General features: G+C 62.3%; 16 protein-coding genes and 1 tRNA gene. 13 read left to right on the top strand and 4 right to left on the bottom strand.

Features of this window, described 5'->3' with window-relative positions:
- The first annotated feature begins 18 nt into the window (after positions 1–18).
- The 5 genes from C9990_RS20480 to C9990_RS20460 all read left to right on the top strand — a co-directional run bounded on the left by C9990_RS20480 (position 19) and on the right by C9990_RS20460 (position 5,894).
- Positions 19–1,605, top strand: a complete 1,587-nt coding sequence (locus tag C9990_RS20480) for an ABC transporter substrate-binding protein (RefSeq protein WP_106804472.1) — start codon at positions 19–21, stop codon at positions 1,603–1,605.
- Positions 1,606–1,770: 165 nt separating this feature from the next.
- Positions 1,771–2,730, top strand: a complete 960-nt coding sequence (locus C9990_RS20475) for an ABC transporter permease (RefSeq protein WP_065905584.1) — start codon at positions 1,771–1,773, stop codon at positions 2,728–2,730.
- 3 nt (positions 2,731–2,733) lie between these two features.
- Positions 2,734–3,561, top strand: coding sequence for an ABC transporter permease (locus C9990_RS20470; protein ID WP_065905585.1), 828 nt, complete (start codon positions 2,734–2,736; stop codon positions 3,559–3,561).
- A 2-nt stretch (positions 3,562–3,563) separates the two neighbouring features.
- Complete coding sequence (locus tag C9990_RS20465) at positions 3,564–5,183, top strand: ABC transporter ATP-binding protein (protein ID WP_106804471.1); 1,620 nt, start codon at positions 3,564–3,566, stop codon at positions 5,181–5,183.
- Between the two features lie 9 nt (positions 5,184–5,192).
- Entirely contained in the window at positions 5,193–5,894 is a 702-nt protein-coding gene (locus C9990_RS20460; protein WP_106804470.1) for an NAD(P)H-dependent oxidoreductase, read from the top strand.
- A 118-nt stretch (positions 5,895–6,012) separates the two neighbouring features.
- On the opposite strand, the gene C9990_RS20455 is transcribed toward C9990_RS20460, so the two are convergent.
- Entirely contained in the window at positions 6,013–7,095 is a 1,083-nt protein-coding gene (locus tag C9990_RS20455; RefSeq protein ID WP_106804469.1) for a 3-deoxy-7-phosphoheptulonate synthase, read from the bottom strand.
- Between the two features lie 620 nt (positions 7,096–7,715).
- Between C9990_RS20455 and C9990_RS20450 the strand changes: the two genes are divergently transcribed.
- Positions 7,716–8,465 (top strand): carbon-nitrogen hydrolase family protein, encoded by a 750-nt coding sequence (locus tag C9990_RS20450; RefSeq protein ID WP_106804468.1) that lies wholly within the window; start codon positions 7,716–7,718, stop codon positions 8,463–8,465.
- Positions 8,466–8,915, top strand: a complete 450-nt coding sequence (locus tag C9990_RS20445) for an N-acetyltransferase (protein WP_106804467.1) — start codon at positions 8,466–8,468, stop codon at positions 8,913–8,915.
- Positions 8,916–8,966: 51 nt separating this feature from the next.
- On the opposite strand, the gene C9990_RS20440 is transcribed toward C9990_RS20445, so the two are convergent.
- On the bottom strand, positions 8,967–9,206 hold the full coding sequence (locus C9990_RS20440; protein ID WP_065905591.1) for a DNA-binding protein: 240 nt from the start codon (positions 9,204–9,206) through the stop codon (positions 8,967–8,969).
- Between the two features lie 83 nt (positions 9,207–9,289).
- On the opposite strand from C9990_RS20440, the gene C9990_RS20435 reads away from it, so the two are divergent.
- The 5 genes from C9990_RS20435 (at position 9,290) to C9990_RS20415 (ending at position 13,005) form a co-directional block, all read left to right on the top strand.
- Positions 9,290–9,655 carry a helix-turn-helix domain-containing protein gene (locus C9990_RS20435; protein WP_065905592.1) on the top strand — a complete coding sequence of 122 codons (366 nt, stop codon included), beginning with the start codon at positions 9,290–9,292 and terminating at the stop codon, positions 9,653–9,655.
- A gap of 151 nt (positions 9,656–9,806) precedes the next feature.
- On the top strand, positions 9,807–10,448 hold the full coding sequence (gene uvrY, locus C9990_RS20430; protein ID WP_003190387.1) for a UvrY/SirA/GacA family response regulator transcription factor: 642 nt from the start codon (positions 9,807–9,809) through the stop codon (positions 10,446–10,448).
- Between the two features lies 1 nt (position 10,449).
- On the top strand, positions 10,450–12,273 hold the full coding sequence (uvrC, locus tag C9990_RS20425) for an excinuclease ABC subunit UvrC (protein ID WP_106804466.1): 1,824 nt from the start codon (positions 10,450–10,452) through the stop codon (positions 12,271–12,273).
- 32 nt (positions 12,274–12,305) lie between these two features.
- Positions 12,306–12,866, top strand: a complete 561-nt coding sequence (gene pgsA, locus C9990_RS20420) for a CDP-diacylglycerol--glycerol-3-phosphate 3-phosphatidyltransferase (protein ID WP_016968866.1) — start codon at positions 12,306–12,308, stop codon at positions 12,864–12,866.
- Positions 12,867–12,929: 63 nt separating this feature from the next.
- Positions 12,930–13,005: transfer RNA gene (locus C9990_RS20415), tRNA-Gly, on the top strand.
- Between the two features lie 122 nt (positions 13,006–13,127).
- On the opposite strand, the gene C9990_RS20410 is transcribed toward C9990_RS20415, so the two are convergent.
- Positions 13,128–14,897 (bottom strand): sensor domain-containing phosphodiesterase, encoded by a 1,770-nt coding sequence (locus C9990_RS20410; protein WP_106804465.1) that lies wholly within the window; start codon positions 14,895–14,897, stop codon positions 13,128–13,130.
- Between the two features lie 219 nt (positions 14,898–15,116).
- Here C9990_RS20410 and C9990_RS20405 point away from each other — a divergent pair, with 219 nt between their 5' ends.
- Positions 15,117–17,063, top strand: a complete 1,947-nt coding sequence (locus C9990_RS20405) for a PAS domain-containing sensor histidine kinase (RefSeq protein ID WP_106804464.1) — start codon at positions 15,117–15,119, stop codon at positions 17,061–17,063.
- Positions 17,064–17,079: 16 nt separating this feature from the next.
- Here C9990_RS20405 and C9990_RS20400 read toward each other — a convergent pair whose 3' ends face one another.
- Positions 17,080–19,305 (bottom strand): ATP-binding protein, encoded by a 2,226-nt coding sequence (locus C9990_RS20400; RefSeq protein ID WP_065905628.1) that lies wholly within the window; start codon positions 19,303–19,305, stop codon positions 17,080–17,082.
- Positions 19,306–19,344: the final 39 nt, after the last annotated feature.

Here is a 19,344-nt window from a genome sequence, read left to right as displayed (position 1 = left end):
CTTTAGAGGAGCAAGACCATGAGCGAAAACAACAACAAAATGACTCAAGCGATGCACCGACGGGACTTCCTCAAACACAGCGCCGTGGCCGGTGCGGTGGCGGCGGCGTTTTCCCTGGGCCTGCCGCTGCACGCATTGGCCCAGGACGCGACGCCCAAGCCCGGCGGCGTGCTGCGCCTGGGCCTGGCCGGAGGCAGCACCACTGACTCGCGCGATCCCGGTTCCTGGGTCGACACCTTCACCTTTGTCGGCTTCTCGGCGGTGTACAACACGCTGACCGAAATCGCCGTCGACGGCAGCGCGATTCCCGAACTCGCCGAGCGCTTTGAATCGACCCCGGATGCGCGCGTGTGGACCTTTCACCTGCGCCCCGGCGTGACCTTCCATAACGGCAAAAGCCTGAGCGCCGAAGACGTGGTGGTGTCGATCAATCATCACCTGAGCAAGGACTCCACGTCGGCCGCCAAGACTGTACTCGGCGACGTCGCCAGCGTCAGCGCCCAGGGCAATGATGCGGTGGTGTTCGAGCTGCATTCGGGCAACGCCGACTTTGCCTACGTGGTTGCCGATTATCACCTGGTGATCATGCCCGCCAAGGATGGCGCCGCCGACTGGAAGGCCGGCGTCGGCACCAGCGGCTACCGCCTGAAAAGCTTCGAGCCGGGTGTGCGCATGGACCTGGAGCGCAACCCCGACTACTGGAAACCCGGTCGCGCGCATTTCGCCAGCGCCGAGTTGCTGGCCATCGCCGACGGTGCCGCGCGGGTCAATGCGCTGGTCACCGGGCAGGTCGATGTGATCAACAAGGTCGACCTGAAAACCGTGGCCCTGCTCAAGCGCAACGCCAACCTGGTGATCGAAGAAACCAAGGGCGCGCAGCACTACACCTTCCCGATGCTGTGCGACAGCAACGAATTCAAGAACAACGACATTCGCATGGCGATGAAGCACGCGATCAATCGCGAAACCTTGCTCGCCTCGGTGCTGTACGGCTACGGCCTGGTGGGCAACGACCACCCGATCCAGCCCGGCAGCCGCTTTATCAACGCTGCCCTGGAGCAACGCACCTACGATCCGGACAAGTCGCGCTTCTACCTGCGCAAGGCCGGGGTGGAGTCGCTCAAGGTCCGCCTGCAGGCGTCGGACGCCGCCTACACCGGCGCAGTGGACGCCTCGGTGTTGTTCAAGGAGCAGGCGCGCCAGGCCGGTATCGACATCGACGTGGTGCGCGAACCGGCCGACGGGTTCTTTTCCAACGTGTGGATGAAGCAGCCGTTCACCACCTCGTTCTGGTACAGCAGCCTGACCGCCGACCGCATGTTCAGCATCGGCTACGCCAAGGGTGCGGCGTGGAACGAGACCCACTGGGACAACCCGCGCTTCAACCAACTGCTGACCGCCGCCCGTGGCGAGATGAACGCCCCGTTGCGCCAGGAGATGTACAACGAAATGCAGGCCCTGTGCCGGGATGATGGCGGGGCCATCGTGCCGCTGTTTGCCAGTTCGGTGGCGGCGCGTTCGAACCGCGTGGCGCACGGTGCGCAGACCGCGCCGTATGGCGAGTTGGATGGGCTGAGGCTGATCGAGCGGTGGTGGCAGGCGTGAATACTTCAGAAACGCCACAAACCAAATGTGGGAGCGGGCTTGCTCGCGAATGCGCTGGGTCAGTCTCTATCTGTATTGGCTGACACACCGCTTTCGCGAGCAAGCCCGCTCCCACATTGGACATTTGTCGCCTTCGAGAACATGCCCAACTCATGAGAACCGAACATGAATAGCTTATTCAAACTGGTGCTCCAACGCCTGGCCCTCGGCCTGCTGTCTTTGTTCGCCGTGTCGGTGATCATCTTTCTCGCCGTGGGCATGCTCCCGGGGGATATCGCCCAGGCCATGCTCGGCCAGTCCGCCACGCCGGAGACTGTGGCGGCGTTTCGCGCGCAATTGGGCCTGGATCTGCCGCCGCTGACGCGCTTCGCGCACTGGCTGCTGCGTCTGCTGCACGGTGACCTCGGCGCTTCGCTGGCCAACCAGCGACCCATTGCCGAGTTGATCGGCGCGCGCCTGGGCAACACCTTGAGCCTGGCCGCGTTGGCGGCGTTGGTCTCGGTGCCCACGGCGCTGGTGCTGGGGATGCTGGCGGCGTTGTACCGCAACAGCTGGTTCGATCGCCTGCTCAACACCTCGGCGTTGAGCGCGGTGTCGTTCCCGGAGTTCTTCGTCGCGTACCTGTTGATCCTGGTGTTCTCGGTGAAACTGGGGTGGTTTCCCAGCCTGTCCAACCTGGCCCCGGATGCCAGTTTCGGCACCATTCTCGAACGCTCGGTGTTACCGGTGGCCACCCTCAGCCTGGTGGTGATTGCGCAGATGATGCGCATGACCCGCGCCTCGCTGATCAACCTGCTGGCCAGCCCGTATATCGAGATGGCGCGCCTGAAGGGCATCCGTCAGTCGCGGATTATCTGGCGGCACGCGCTGCCCAATGCGCTGGCGCCCATCGTCAATGTGGTCGCGCTGAACCTGGCGTACCTGGTGGTGGGCGTGGTGGTGGTCGAGGTGGTGTTCGTGTACCCGGGCCTCGGCCAGTTGCTGGTGGACTCGGTGTCCAAGCGCGACATTCCGGTGGTGCAGGCCTGCAGCCTGATCTTCGCCGCCACTTACATCCTGCTCAATACCGGGGCGGACGTGTTGTCCATCGCCAGCAACCCACGCCTGATGCATCCGAAGGGGTAGACCATGAGCCTGTTGAGCCAAGTGGCCCGGGCGCCGTTGAGCGCCAAGTTCGGCCTGCTGATCATTGTGTTGTACATCGTGGTGGCGGTGTTTGCGCCGCTGCTGGCGCCCTACGGCGAAACCCAGGTGGTGGGCGAGGGCTTTGCGCCCTGGAGCGGCCAGTTCCTGCTGGGCACCGATAACCTCGGGCGCGACATGTTCAGCCGCCTGGTGTACGGCGCGCGCAATACCCTGGGCATCGCGTTCCTGACCACGACCCTGGCGTTTCTGCTCGGCGGCCTGTGTGGTTTGGTCGCCGCGATCAAGGGCGGCTGGATCGACCAGGGCTTGTCGCGGGTGGTGGACATTCTCATGGCGATCCCGCAGCTGATCTTTGCCTTGCTGATTCTCAGCGTGGTGGGCACCAACGCCACCTCGCTGGTGCTGGTGATTGCGCTGCTGGATTCGACACGGGTGTTTCGCCTGTCCCGCGCCGTGGCGATGACCGTGGTGGTGCAGGACTTCGTCGAGGCTGCCCGCCTGCGCGGCGAAGGCCTGTGGTGGCTGGTCACCCGCGAAGTGCTGCCCAACGCCGCCGCACCGTTGATTGCCGAATTCGGCCTGCGCTTCTGCTTTGTATTCCTGTTTATCAGCGCGCTGTCGTTCCTCGGCCTGGGCATCCAACCGCCCACCGCCGACTGGGGCAGCATGGTCCGCGACAACGCGGTGTTGATCACCTTCGGCGATATCAGCCCGTTGCTGCCGGCCCTGGCAGTGGCGTTGATCACCGTCAGCGTGAATTTTGTCGTCGACTGGATGCTGCATAAATCCAGCGGCCTGAAGGAGTGTTGAGGATGGACAAGCCCTTGTTGGAAATCCGCAACCTGCAGATCGAGGGACATTACGAGGACGCCTGGCACCCGCTGATCAAGGGCATCGACCTGACCTTGCAGCGCGGCGAAGTGCTGGGGCTGATTGGCGAGTCGGGGGCGGGCAAATCGACCCTCGGGCTGGCCGCCATGGGCTATGCGCGCGACGGTTGCCGCATCACGGGCGGCTCGGTGTGTTTTGACGGCATTCAACTGCTGCAGGCCAAGCCCGAAGCGCTGCGCAAGTTACGCGGCTTGCGCATTGCCTATGTCGCGCAAAGTGCGGCCGCGTCGTTCAATCCGGCGCATCGGCTGATCGACCAGCACGTCGAAACGGCGGTGATCAACGGCGGCATCAACCGTGCCCAGGCCGAGCGCGAAGCAGTGGAGTTGTACCGCGTTCTGCGCTTGCCCAACCCGCAGACCATCGGCCAACGTTATCCCCATCAGGTTTCCGGCGGCCAGCTGCAACGGGTGATGACCGCGATGGCTATGGCGTGCCACCCCGACCTGATCATCTTTGACGAACCCACCACCGCCCTCGACGTCACCACGCAGATCGAAGTCCTCGCGGCGATCCGCGATGCGGTGAAAACCTTCGGCAGCGCCGCGCTGTATATCAGCCACGACCTGGCGGTGGTCGCGCAGATGGCCGACCGCATCATGGTGCTGCGCCACGGCAAGCTGGTGGAAGAGGCCGACACCCGCAGCATGCTCAGCCAGCCGCAGCAGGACTACACCAAGTCGCTGTGGGCAGTGCGCAGCTTTCGCACCGAGCCCAAGCCGTGCCCGGTACAGGAGCAGCCGCTGCTGGATGTGCGCCAGGTGTGCGCCAGCTATGGCCATCAACCGGTGCTGCAGGAGGTGTCGATGAAGCTGTATCGCGGCCAGACCCTGGCGGTGATCGGCGAGTCCGGCAGCGGCAAGAGCTCCACCGCGCGCCTGATCACCGGCTTGCTCCCGGCCACGAGCGGGCAGGTGCTGTATGACGGCGAGGCGTTGCCGGTGGACTTTCGCCAGCGCAGCAAGGAGCAGTTGCGGCGCATCCAGATGATCTACCAGATTCCCGATACCGCGCTGAACCCGCGCCAGCGCATCGTCGACATCATCGGCCGGCCGCTGACGTTTTACCTGGGCCTGAAGGGCAAGGCCCTGCGTGCGCGGGTCGCCGAGCTGCTGGAAATGATCGAGCTGGACCCGGCCACCTACATGGAGCGCCAGCCGCGAGAACTGTCCGGCGGGCAGAAGCAGCGCATCTGCATCGCCCGCGCCCTGGCGGCCGACCCGCAATTGATCATCTGCGATGAGGTCACCTCGGCCCTCGATCAACTGGTGGCCGAGGGCGTGTTGAAACTGCTCAACCGCCTCCAGCAGCAACTCGGCGTGGCCTACCTGTTCATCACCCACGACGTTGCCACCGTCCGCGCGATTGCCGATGAAGTGGTGGTGATGCAGCGGGGCAGGGTGGTGGACCAGGGCAGCCGCAGCGCGATTTTCACCCCGCCGTACCAGGACTACACCGGCCTGTTGTTTTCATCCGAACCTGCGATGGACCCGGACTGGCTCGATCACTTGCTGGCCCAACGGGCGGCGCCCACTGTTTGAGGAATTCACATGAAGGTTTTGATTGTTCACGCGCACCCTGAACCGCAGTCGTTTACCGCCGCCTTGCGTGATCAGGCCATCGCCACGTTGAGCGCGCAGGGGCATGAGGTGCAGGTCAGTGATTTGTACGCAATGCAGTGGAACCCGGTGGCGTCGGCCGCGGACTTTTGCGCGCGGGAAAACCCTGACTACCTGGTGTATGCCCTGGAGCAGCGCCTGGGGGTGAAGAAGCAGTCGATCGCGGCGGATATCCAGGGCGAGTTGGACAAGCTGCTCTGGGCTGACCTGCTGATCCTCAATTTTCCGATCTTCTGGTTCTCGGTGCCGGCGATGCTCAAGGGCTGGATCGACCGCGTACTGGTGTCGGGTGTGTGTTACGGCGGCAAGCGGTTTTACGATCAGGGCGGGCTGGCGGGCAAGCGGGCGTTGGTCACGGTGACCTTGGGCGGGCGTGAACACATGTTCGGCGAGGGCGCGATTCACGGGCCGTTGGAGGACATGTTGCGGCCGATCCTGCGCGGGACCTTGGCGTATGTCGGGTATGAAGTGCTGGCGCCGTTCGTGGCGTGGCATGTGCCGTATATCAGCGATGAGGCGCGGCAGGCATTTCTGACCGCGTACGAGCAGCGGCTGCAAGGGCTGGCGGATGAGCAGCCGTTGGTGTTCCCGAAAATGGCGCAGTTCGATGAGGCGCTGTATCCCCTTTCTTGAACTTGTCACCGGCCAAATGTGGCAGCGGGCTTGCCTGCGATTGCGGTACACCAGCTACAGATCTGTAGCCTGACACACCGCTATCGCAGGCAAGCCCGCTCCTACGTTTTGAGCTGCATCAGTCAGTGCTATTGCGTTGTTCGCGCAGACGCTGCGCCGCGCTGCGCAGCAGTTGCTCGGTACCGTCCCAGCCCAGGCAGCCATCGGTCACCGACACACCGTATTTCATCGATGCACTCAGCGGCTGGCAGCCTTCGAACAGGTGGCTTTCGATCATCATGCCGACCAGCGACGTGTCGCCCTGCAAGCGCTGCTCCAGCACGTCGTTGAACACCGCCGGTTGGCGCAACGGGTCCTTGCCGCTGTTGGCATGGCTGCAATCGACCATGATCCGCGCCGCCACCTTGGACTTGGCCAGGTCGAGCTTGACCTGCGCCACGCTCTGCGCATCGTAGTTCGGCCCGCGGTGGCCGCCGCGCAGCACCAGGTGGGTGTCGGGGTTGCCTGGGGTCTGGATGATCGCCGGATGGCCCTGGCTGTCGACGCCGAAGTGGCGGTGCGGGTGGGCGGCCGAGCGCATCGCGTCGCAGGCAATCGCAACGCCGCCGTCGGTGCCGTTCTTGAAGCCCACGGGCATGCCCAGGCCGCTGGCCATTTCGCGGTGGATCTGCGATTCGGTGGTACGCGCACCAATCGCAACCCAGCTGAGCAGGTCATCGAAGTAGCCGGCGGCCATCGGTTGCAGCAGCTCGGTGGCGACCGGCAGGCCCAGGCGCAGCATTTCGCGCATCAGCTCGCGAGACAGCGTGAGGCCGGCGGCCATGTCATCGCTGCCATCCAGGTGCGGGTCGTAGGCCAGGCCTTTCCAGCCGATGGTGGTGCGCGGCTTTTCGACGTAGGCGCGGATCACCAGCAGCATCTGGTCGCTGACTTCAAGGGCCAGCTTCTTCAGATTGCGTGCGTACTCCATGGCCGATTCCGGGTCGTGGATCGAGCACGGGCCGACAATCACCAGCAAGCGAGAGTCCTGGCCACCGAGGATGGCGCGCACGGCTTGGCGATGGGCGTGGATCTGTTCATTGAGGAACGGGCTGAGGGGCAACTGGTGCTTGAGCTCAAGCGAGCTGGGCAGGCGCTGGGTCAGGGCTTCGTTGGCGCTGGTCAGGTTCGAAACGGGCAGAGCGGCGGTGGCAGAGTTCATATTCAAGGCTTCCTGGGCAAGCGGCGGGCTGTTCCCGCGCGCTTGGCCCTACTGGGGTGTTCGACAATTGGCCGTATCGGCTACGTGTGTTGGCTTGCCACCGATAGGTGACCGATCGGAGGCGGCAGGCTGTCCCGAGCGGAGCTTGCTAAATCGCCAGGCGGTGGAGGTGTCGTAGCGGTAATAGGTGGCGTAGTTCATGTCTTGATTCCTTTTAAATGTCCGGTGTGCAACAAAATTTTCAGGGCCTGAAAAAACAAAACCCCCGGTCGGGGAGCCGACCGGGGGTTAGATTTCTCTGGTAGGCGACCCCTTGAGTAGTGGGCGCCGATTTCAGGTATCAGGCGCGCCAGTGGCTAAACCAATACCCAAAATAAAAGCTGACCAGTGCGCTCGAACCGTTCACACGGGTAGCCGATACCGAGCGCTGGGCGCTGGCAGCAGGGCAAACCTGAGGGTGGGTGAGTTGCAACATGGTATGTCTCCAAATGATGGAGCGAGCTTACTAGAGGCACACCGGTGGATTCAATCAGTAATTTCTATTGCCGCGGGGTACTTACGGCTATGAGGGACTGCCGATATGCTGGACACACCTTGTTAATGATTGCTTGGACGCGACCATGACCGCCTTGACCCTTGGTGCTGCTCAAACTGTCTCCATCGCGGGCGACGTGCCGGCCAACATCCACCGGCACCTGGCGTTCATGCGCGCGGCAGCGGACAACGGCGTGCAAGTGCTGGTCTTTCCGGAGCTGTCGCTGACCGGGTACGAGCCGTTTCTGGCGGCTGAGTTGGCGATAGAGCCCGAGGCTGCCGTGTTGGCGCCGCTGCGCGAGATGGCACGCGAGCTGCGCTTGACCGCGGTGGTCGGCATGCCGGTCCGGCTGGCGTCGCAAGAGGGCGTATTGATCGGTGCGCTGGTGCTGGGCGCGGACGGTTCCCTCGGCGTCTACACCAAGCAGCATTTGCACCCCGGCGAAGCGTTGGCGTTTGTCGCCGGGCAGGGGGGCGCGGCCCTCGAGCGGGGAGATGAGCGCATAGCGTTGGCGGTGTGTGCGGACTTTTCCCACGCCAGCCATCCTCGTCGCGCGGCTGAAGCGGGTGCCACCGTGTATGCGGCGGGTGTGCTGGTCAGCGAAGGCGGCTATGCGGCGGACAGCGCTTTGCTCCAAGGCTATGCCGCCGAGCATGGTCTGCTGGTACTGATGGCCAACCATGGTGGCCCATCGGGTGGCTGGGCCTGCGCGGGTCGCAGCGCGATCTGGGCGCCGGATGGCCGCTTGATTGCCGCCGCCCCAGGGGTGGGCGACGCATTGGTGATCGCCGAGGGCGAAGGTGGGCGTTGGGCTGGCCGAGTGGTAGCAGTGTAAATGAGCTTTCATCTACGGGCCGCGACGGCCAACGACTTGCCCTTTGCCCGCACCCTGACCCACGAAGCCATGAGCCGCTACTACCTGCAGTACGGCTTGCTGTGGTCCAACGATGGCTTCGACGTCGCCTGGGCCGGGCGTGAGAACTGGCTGATCTGCCGCGATGACGCGGTGATGGGGTTTGTCAGCCTCAGTCGGGACAGCAAGGCCCTGTATATCCGCGAGTTGCACATGCTCGAGTGTTGTCGCAAGCAGGGCGCGGGCAGTTGGGTGCTGGAGCAGATGGCGCTGAAAGCGCGCACGCACGGCCTGGGGCTACTACGCTTGACGGTGTTCAAGACCAATCCGGCGAGAAGGTTGTATCAGCGCCGAGGCCTGAGCATCGTGGGGGAAGAGGACTGCTTCTGGCGTATGGAACTCGACTGTCGGTCAACGCTGGCGGGCGAATAGCACACTCATTCGGGCAAAACAGGCACAACGCTTCAATAAGCGCATACTGGGTCAGGACAGTACGTCCAGCTCCTGTCTCAGGGGCTCATTCTCGGCCAGGATGATGCCCTCTTTCATGCCCAGAAGGACCGCTACCTTATGGGCCTCTCCACGCCGTCCCTTTTTGCGCCCAGCGAGCACTTGATAAGTGGTTGCCGGGTCCACGCCGTGTTCCCGGGCGAACGCTTGAACTGACTTTCCTTGGTGTTCAAGCCAAGCCTTGGCTTGTGCAGCAGTGCGGATTGCGGGCATAGTTCAAAACCGTTCAAGTTTGTTTAACGAAGAGATGAGTGTGTCACCTCTTGGGGTGTGCCAATTTAGGATCATACATCCAAATGAGTGGAATCGGTTCGCGTTTAAGGCAAGAAAGAGAGCGGCTAGGGCTGTCGCAAAAAGTGTTTGGTGAAATAGGAGGCGTTGAAGCCAACGCGCAAGGCAAATATGAAAACGGCGGTCGGGCGCCCAAGGCTGACTACCTTTCCCGCGTGGCGCAAAGAGGTGTGGATATCCTGTACGTGTTGACGGGCAGCCCCACGCCGATCCAACTGGATAACCTGAGCCAGATCGAAGAAAAAGTGCTGGGCAATTATCGAGCGATGTTCAAGGAAGACCAGGATGCAATCCGCCGCTTGACCACCACGCTGGCCGAGCATTCATCCATACGCAACGGAAAACCCAAGCCGCAACCCCAGGATTCCTGACCTTTAACCCGATAAACAGCGCGGTTCGCGGTTCGACGGGCAGGCGCAGCGCGTTGAAACTCTATATATATGACACTTGCAACTAGGTCTGCGCCTTGGTTTTTTGCTAAGGTGTTCAGCAACCTATAAGACCATATCGCGAGGTGTCTGCTTGATTAGGGTGCTAGTAGTCGATGACCATGATCTCGTTCGTACAGGCATTACACGAATGCTGGCTGACATCGATGGCCTGCAAGTAGTCGGCCAGGCTGAATCGGGTGAGGAGTCCCTGATCAAGGCCCGGGAGTTGAAACCCGATGTGGTGTTGATGGACGTCAAGATGCCCGGGATCGGCGGTCTTGGCGCCACGACCAAGTTGTTGCGCAGCCACCCCGACATCAAGGTCGTGGTGGTCACCGTGTGCGAGGAAGACCCGTTTCCCACCCGCCTGTTGCAGGCAGGGGCGGCGGGCTACCTGACCAAGGGCGCGGGCCTGGCCGAGATGGTCCAGGCCATTCGCCTGGTATTTGCCGGCCAGCGGTACATCAGCCCGCAGATTGCCCAGCAATTGGCCATCAAATCCTTCCAGCCCACCAGCGACTCGCCCTTCGACGCACTGTCGGAGCGGGAAATCCAGATTGCCTTGATGATTGTCGGGTGCCAGAAGGTGCAGACCATCTCCGACAAGCTGTGCCTGTCACCCAAGACCGTCAACACCTACCGCTATCGCATTTTCGAGAAGCTCGCCATCAGCAGTGATGTTGAATTGACCCTGCTCGCGGTGCGCCACGGCATGGTGGACGCCAGCGCCTGACATGAGCACACCGTTTGATCCAAGTGCCTTTCTCTCAACCTGCAGTGGCCGCCCTGGCGTGTACCGCATGTTCGACAGCGAGGCACGGCTGCTGTATGTCGGCAAAGCCAAGAACCTGAAAAACCGCCTGGCGAGCTACTTTCGCAAGACCGGCCTGGCGCCCAAGACCGCCGCGCTGGTGGCGCGTATCGCCCAGGTCGAAACCACCATCACCGCCAACGAGACCGAGGCGCTGCTGCTTGAACAGACGCTGATCAAGGAATGGCGGCCGCCCTACAACATCCTGCTGCGCGACGATAAATCCTACCCGTACGTATTTTTATCCGACGGCAACTTTCCGCGCCTGAGCATTCACCGGGGCGCGAAGAAGCAGAAGGGCAAGTATTTCGGTCCGTACCCCAGCGCGGGCGCGATCCGCGAGAGTTTGAGCCTGCTGCAAAAGACCTTCTTTGTGCGCCAGTGCGAAGACAGCTTCTACAAGAACCGCACCCGGCCTTGCCTGCAGTACCAGATCAAGCGCTGCAAGGCCCCGTGTGTGGGGCTGGTCGAGCCTGCGGAGTACGCCGAGGATGTGCGCCATTCGGTGATGTTCCTCGAAGGGCGCAGCAATGCACTGACCGATGAACTCTCCGGCGCCATGGAGCAGGCCGCCAGTACCCTGGATTTCGAGCGCGCTGCCGAGCTGCGTGACCAGATTTCCCTGCTGCGCCGCGTCCAGGATCAGCAAAGCATGGAAGGTGGCACCGGCGATGTCGATGTGATCGCAGCCTTCGTCAACCCGGGCGGCGCCTGTGTGCACCTGATCAGCGTGCGGGGCGGGCGGGTGCTGGGCAGCAAGAACTTTTTCCCGCAGACCGGTATCGACGAGGAGGTCGCCGAAGTCATGGCCGCCTTCCTGGGCCAGTACTACGTCAGCAGCCCCGAGCGCGATTTGCCGTCCGAGCTGATCGTCAACGTGGTGCATGAAGACTTCCCGACCTTGATCGAGGCGATCCACGAGCTGCGCGGCCGCGAACTGGACATCAGCCATCGTGTACGCGGCACCCGCGCACGCTGGCAGCAATTGGCCGTGACCAACGCCGAACAGGCGCTGGGCGCACGCCTGGCCAATCGACAGCACGTCGCCGCGCGTTTCGACGCATTGGCCGAAGTCCTCAACCTGGACGAGCCGCCCCAGCGCCTGGAGTGCTACGACATCAGCCACTCCAGCGGCGAGGCGACGGTAGCCTCCTGCGTGGTATTCGGGCCGGAAGGGCCGATCAAGTCCGACTACCGGCGCTACAACATCGAAGGCGTGACCGCCGGCGATGACTATGCCGCCATGCACCAGGCCCTTACGCGGCGTTTCAGCAAGCTCAAGGACGGCGAGGGCAAGCTGCCCGATATCCTGCTGGTGGACGGCGGCAAGGGCCAGCTGTCCATGGCCCGTGACGTGCTCAACGAGCTGGCGGTGCCCGACCTGATTCTGCTCGGCGTGGCCAAGGGCGCTACGCGCAAGGCCGGTTTCGAGACGTTGTACTTGAATGATGCCGCCCATGAGTTCACTTTGAAGGGGGACTCACCTGCGCTGCACCTGATCCAGCAGATTCGCGACGAAGCGCACCGTTTCGCCATTACCGGGCACCGCGCCCGCCGTGGCAAAACCCGGCGAACCTCAACCCTGGAAGGGGTTGCAGGGGTAGGCCCGACACGACGCCGCGACTTGCTCAAACATTTTGGTGGCTTGCAGGAGCTATCCCGTGCCAGCATTGACGAAATAGCCAAAGCACCCGGTATCAGTAAAAAGCTCGCTGAGTTGATTTATGCAAACCTGCACAGCGAATAGAATGCCTTTCCACCTTGTAGCCAGTTGTGCCGATGAATATCCCTAATCTGATCACCGTTCTACGCGTCCTGCTCATTCCGATTTTTATTCTGTTGTTCTATTTGCCCTACGAATGGAGCTACGCGGCCTCAAGTTCGGTATTCGCCTTTGCGGCTGCCACCGACTGGCTTGACGGCTACCTGGCGCGCCGCCTGGAACAGAGCACGCCGTTTGGCGCGTTCCTCGACCCGGTGGCCGACAAACTGATGGTGGCTGTCGCTCTGGTGCTGTTGGTACAAGAACACGGCAATCTGTGGCTGACCCTGCCGGCTGCCGTGATCATCGGCCGTGAGATCGTCGTCTCGGCCCTGCGCGAATGGATGGCCGAAATCGGCGCCCGCGCCCACGTGGCCGTGTCCAACATGGGCAAATGGAAAACCGCCGCGCAGATGCTTGCGCTGGTGATCCTGCTGGCCAACCCGTCGGACTTCTCGTTCTGGGTCCTGCTCGGCTACGCCTTGCTGCTGATCGCCGCCGGCCTGACGCTGTGGTCGATGCTCCAGTATTTGCGCGCCGCCTGGCCTCACCTGCGCACCACCGTTGAAAAGAAATAAAACTTTTTTGAATCAAGGGGTTGACGGGGGTTCTGGATTCTATAGAATGCACACCACCAAGACGCGGGAATAGCTCAGTTGGTAGAGCACGACCTTGCCAAGGTCGGGGTCGCGAGTTCGAGTCTCGTTTCCCGCTCCAAACACAAAGAAAAAGCCACTCAATAGAGTGGCTTTTTTTTGCCTGCGATTTATGAAGGGAGACCTCGGTCTCTCTTTTCATTTCCTCCCGGTTCCCTGGGGTTCCAGCCCTGACACCGGTGTTTACGCGGTAAACGCGTGACTGTTCACCCACGCCTCCAAATCCTTTGCAGCCATTGGCTTGCCTATCAAATACCCCTGCGCCTCGTGGCAGCCCCACGCTTTCACGAGGTCGAAAATGTCCTGGTTTTCGACGCCCTCGGCCACCACGCAATAGCCCAGGCCGCTGGCCAGTTCAATCAGGTTTTTCACCAGGCGTTTATCTTTTTCATTGGTTGTCAGGTTGCTGATCAGGGACTGATCCAGCTTGACCGTGCTGGTCGGCAAGGTACTCAGGTAGATCCAGTTGCTGTAGCCGGTACCGAAGTCGTCGATGGCAACCTCGACTCCCATATCGCGCAGGCGTGTGAGTTGCTGAACCACTTCCGTCGGGTTGGTCATGAGGGTGCTTTCGGTGAATTCCAACTCCAGCCGGTCTGCGGGGAGTTGCTCAGCCTCAAGACGCCCGATGAGTGTGTCAACGAAGGCGGGGCTTTCCAGGTCGCCCACCGTGACGTTCATCGCGATTTTCAGCACCAGTCCCCGATTGCGCCAGAGAGTGGCTTGATTGATCACCGCGTTCAGGACCCATGAGGTCAAGGACGGCATCAATGCGGTCTTTTCAGCCAGCGGTATGAATTCTGCGGGGCTGATGGTCCCCAGCAGTGGGTGATCCCAGCGGATAAGGGCTTCTACCGCCTCGCATCTGCCGCTGGGCAAGTTGATTTTCGGTTGAAATACCAGCCTGAGCTGATCCTCGGCGCGGATGGCCTGCGACAGCGAACTCAAGAGGGTGAAGGCCCGTTGTTGCGTGGCATCGAACGTGGGGTCATAGAGTAAATAACCCAGGCCACGGTCTCTCGCGGCGTCTGCAGCGCTGATGACCAAGCGCAGCCAGTCCTGCTCGTCGTTGCCGTTAATCGGCAGGATGCCAATGCCGACGTGCATCAGGATAGGAATACCGTGGCAATCGACGGCCGTTTTGAAGCTCTCGATAATCCGCGGGCTGATGACCTCTCGATCAACCCTGCCCGCGATCAGGAAGCCAAAACGCGTCGGGCTGATTTTATACAGCAGGCACTCCGGCGGCAGGAGGGCGTGCAAGCGCTGTTTTATCGCAAGGATAAGGTCCTGCGCAAAGCTGTAGCCCAAGGCCTTGACCACATCGTTGAGAAACTTGGGGGAGGTGACATCCACCGCGTAAATCCTGATCGCGCCCTCGCGGGTGAGCGTCTCACGGATATCCTCTTCGAACCGCAAGCGGTTGAACAAGCCGGTCGGCTGGTCAATGTAGTTCCTGGAGCGTACGCCCATGATCCGCATCATCACGAGTTCGGCCAGGTGGTTGAGCATCGCCGCGTCTTGCGCACTCATCGGCGCACGCGCAACGGTATCGATAAAGCACAGGCTGCCCAGCGATAAGCCATCGTCGGTCAGCAGCGGGGCGCTGGCGTAATAGCGGATAAACGGTGCGCCCGTCACCAGGATATTGGCTTTGAAGCGCGGGTCGCTGCGTGCATCCAGGATTTCCAGGGGCTGATTGTCCAGCAGCGAGTAAGCACAGAACGAGGCACTTCTCGGTGTGGAACACTCCTCGATACCGATGCGTGCCTTGAACCATTGTTCGTGCTTATCGACGATGGAGATCAGCGCGATCGGCGCGTTGAAGTACTCACTGGTCATTGCCACGATTTTATTGAAAACGGGATCTTCTTGAGTGTCCCGGGCGCACAGCTGCGCCACACGTTCCAAGCGCGTTGATTCTGTCTGGGGAAGGGGGGCGCCGTCGTCCATGATAAAGCTCCGTTTAACCATCATCTTCAGGGACGATATCAAATTCGGACGGTGGGTTTCGACTCGAGTTGACCATCGGCGTGCTCAGCCCGTTGCGCCAATGCGTTGGGCACAGCCCTCGAGGTTTTTCTGCAGGGCCCAGATTAAGCTGGTTCGCGCAGCCGATTATTCGACATACTGATCAGGTCGAAACCCTCATTTTTCTTCGAGGCTACCCTGATGCCATCCGCGCCTGCCAATCAGCCCAACCACCCGGAAGACCGTTATCGGCTGCTCGTGGAAGCCGTGGTGGACTACGCCATCTACATGCTTGATACGAATGGGCTGATTCGTAGCTGGAACTCGGGCGCCAAGCGGATCAAGCAGTACGACCAAAGCGAAGTGCTGGGTAAGCACTTCTCGTTGTTCTACACGCCGGAGGACCTGGCATCCGACCTGCCCGGCCGGGCGCTGAAGAGCGCGGATGAGTCAGGCCGCTTTGAAGGCGAAGGGTGGCGAGTCAGGAAAGACGGCACGCGCCTGTGGGCCCTGGTGATCATCGACCCGATACGCGCAGAGGATGGCTCGCTGATCGGCTTCGCGAAAGTCACGCGCGACTTGACTGAACGCCGGGCGGCAGAGCAGGCACTGCGCCAGAGCGAGCAGCAGTTCAGCCTGCTCGTGCAAGGCGTCACCGACTACGCCCTCTATATGCTGGACCCCAACGGCATCATCACCACCTGGAACGCTGGCGCCCAGCGCATCAAAGGGTATGAGCCTGCCGAAGTGATCGGCAGGCATTATTCAATGTTTTTCCAGGCGGATGATGTCGCCAATCATGTGCCTCAGCGTGCCCTGGCCACGGTCGTCAGTGAGGGGCGATACGAAGGGCAGGGCTGGCGCGTGCGCAAGGACGGTACGCGGTTCCTGGTCCATGTGGTGATCGACCCGATCAGAAACGAGCAGGGGGAGTTGATCGGCTACGCGAAAATCACCCGCGACGTGACCGAAAGCGTGCAGGCGCAACAGGAGATCAAGGAGACCAGGGAAGCGTTGTTCCAGGCGCAGAAAATGGAGTCCCTGGGTCAACTGACCGGCGGGATCGCGCATGACTTCAACAATCTCCTGATGGTCATCCTCGGCAGCCTGGAGCTGGCCAGGAAGCGCGTGCCACAGGATTCAAAAGTCCAGTCATTGCTCAATAACGCCATCGCGGGCGCTCAACGCGGCGCGACGCTCACCCAGCGTATGCTCGCCTTTGCCCGTCGTCAGGAGCTTGATCCGCAGCCTGTGGATGTGGGCGGCCTGATCAGAAACATGTCCGATCTCCTGTGCCGCATGCTCGGCGCCGGCATTCGCGTCGACACTCAGTTCCCGCTGGTCCTGCGCCCTGTGCTGGTCGACATGAGCCAACTGGAAATGGCCGTGATGAACCTGGTCATCAACGCCCGGGATGCCATGGGCGGCGAGGGGCGGATTCTGATCTCGGCGAGGGAGGATTCGTTTCCCGGCAGCCCGCCCGGTTCCGACCGGCTGATTTGCATCGCTGTCATCGACACCGGGCCGGGGATGAGTGAGGCGACCCTGCAGCGTGCGATGGAGCCATTCTTTACCACCAAAGGCGCGGGCAAAGGCACAGGGCTGGGGCTGTCGATGGTGCATGGCCTGGCGGCGCAATCCAAGGGCCACTTTGTGCTCAAGAGTGTGGTGGGCGAGGGCACGCGTGCCGAACTCTGGTTGCCGGTTGCCGAGGTGCACAGTTCGCCGGATGCCACTGAACCGGTATCAACCCAAAGCCCGCTTGACACATTCCACGTGCAACCCCTCGATATCCTGCTGGTGGATGACGACCCGCTGGTGCTGATCAGCACCGGCGCGATGCTTGAAGACCTCGGGCATCGCGTCACGCCGGCGGCGGGAGGGCAGGCTGCGTTGGCGTGCCTGACCCAGGGAGAGCGCTTCGACCTGGTCATCACCGACATGGCGATGCCGGAGATGAACGGGGTCGAGCTCGCCAACACCCTCGAGCAGCTGTTTCCGGCGCTGCCGATCATCCTTTCGTCCGGCTTCGCAGAGGTGGCTGTGGACCTCAAAAGCGCGTTGACGCGTTTGCCCAAGCCGTTTGATCAGTCCGCATTGGCCAGGGTCATCGCTGACATGCTGCGGGCCCGAAGTGAGCCGCCTTGAGGCCCCATGACCGCGCTCACGACTCGATCAACTCCCGCACCCGCGCCGTCAACGTGTCCAGCGCAAACGGCTTGGTCAGTATCTGCATGCCAGGCCCCAAGCGCGTGTCGCCAATGATGGCGCCTTCGGCGTAGCCGGTGATGAACAGGGTTTTCAGCGCGGGCCGTACTTCGCGGCCGGCGTCGGCCATCTGGCGTCCGTTCATGCCGCCGGGCAGGCCGACGTCGGTGATGAGCAGGTCGATGTGCACGTCGGAGCGCAGGATCTTGAGCCCGGTAATGCTGTCACTCGCTTCGATCAGGCTGTAGTCGAGGCCGCCGAGTACATCCATCAACAGCGTGCGCACACTGGGTTCATCGTCGACGATCAGGATGGTCTCGCCGTACTCCGCCGGTGCGGCACTGGTACTGTCCTGCTCGGGCGTGGGCTCAATGGTCTGTCCATAATAACGTGGCAGGTAAAGGCTGATGGCCGTGCCGCGGCCGACCTCGGAGGCAATGCGTGCCTGCCCGCCGGACTGTTTGGCGAACCCATAGATCATCGACAGCCCGAGACCCGTGCCCTGGCCGATGGGTTTGGTGGTGAAGAACGGGTCGAACGCCTTGGCCATGACATCGGGCGTCATGCCGGTACCAGTGTCGGTGACTGTCAGCGTCAGGTATTCCCCTGCGCTCAGGTCTTGGGCGCTGGCAGTGGCAGCGTCCACCCGCACATTGGCGGTCTCGATGCTGATGCGCCCGCCATCGGGCATGGCGTCGCGGGCGTTGATGCACAGGTTGAGCAGGGCGTTTTCCAGCTGGCTGGCATCCACCAGCGTCGGCCATACGCCACTGGCGCCGAGGGTTTCCACGCTGATGCTGGGACCCACGGTGCGCTGGATCAGCTCGCCCATGTCGTCCATCAGCAGGTTCACATCGGTGGGCCGCGGGTCCAGGGTCTGCCGGCGCGAGAAGGCGAGCAGACGGTGGGTCAGCGCCGCCGCGCGCTTGGCCGCACCCTGGGCGGTGGTGATGTACTTGTCGACTTCCGCCCAGCGACCCTGCGCGATGCGCAGCACCGTCAGTTCAAGCGCGCCGGAGATCCCCGCCAGCAAGTTGTTGAAGTCATGGGCGAGGCCGCCGGTCAGTTGGCCCACGGCTTCCATTTTCTGCGACTGGCGCAGTTTTTCCTCGGCCTGGATCAGCTCGACGGTGCGCTCGGCCACGCGTTGCTCGAGGGTTTCGTTGAGGGCGCGCAGTGCGGCGGTCGCGCGGTCGCGCTCGGCTTCCACGGAGCGCCGGCCCTCGACGTCGATGACCACGCCCGGCAAGGTCAAGGGCGTGCCATCTTCGGCAAGTTCGACCCGGCCGTTGGCCTCGATCCAATAGTATTTGCCGTCGGCGCGAAGCACGCGGTACTGGTGCGCGTAGGCGCCGCCACGGGCAATCGCGGCATTGATGGCGGTGGTCAGCCCGTCGCGGTCTTCCGGGTGCACCGAGGTGATCACCTGCGCCAGGCTCAGGCCTTCATGGCCCAGGGCCGGGTCCACGCCAAAGGCGCGGGCGAACGCGTCGTCGATGGTGAAGCGGTCGCTGGGCAGGTCCCAATGCCAGGTGCCGATGATCGCACCGGCGGCCAGCGCCAGTTGCACGCGCTCGACGTTTTGCCGCGCCACTGCTTCGCTGATGCGCAGGCGCTCCTGCGCGTTGCGCCGCTCGGTGACATCACTGAAGATAATTGCGATCTGCCGGTCGGCCGGGTCGCCGACACGCACCGCGCGCACGTCGAACCAGCGCTTGAACGCTTCAGCGTAGCTTTCGAAGGTGGCTGGCTCGCCGGTCTTGGCCACGTGCCCGTAGGTCTCGAACCAGAAACTTTCCAGGTCGGGGGCGAACTCGGTGACCCACTTGCCGCGCAGGTCGACCCCGGCCTGGCGCTCGAACGCCGGGTTGGCCTCGACAAACCGGTAGTCGATCGGCCGATCATCGGCATCGAACTTGACCTTGACGATGGCAAACGCCGACTCGACCGTCTCCAGGATGGTGCGAAATCGCTCTTCGCTCTGGCGCAATGCGACGTGCGCGGAGCGCATGTTCGACATGTCGAGCAGCGCCTGGCGATAGCGTGCCTGGGTGTCTTCGAAGGAATTCGGCGGTACATCTTCGCTACGCGCGCCTGACATGGGGTCGACGCCCGCCTCTGTCAGCAGGGCACGCAGGCGCAGGACTTGCGCCTCCAGCTCTTCACGAGTCAGGTCTTTCACTGCTGTTTCCATCGATGTGTGAGAGGGAGCAACCAAGCC

This window comes from Pseudomonas sp. S5D5 (genome assembly GCF_003013355.1).
GTDB classification, from domain to species: Bacteria; Pseudomonadota; Gammaproteobacteria; order Pseudomonadales; family Pseudomonadaceae; genus Aquipseudomonas; species Aquipseudomonas aylmerensis.
This window is presented reverse-complemented; position numbering and strand designations above follow the sequence as displayed.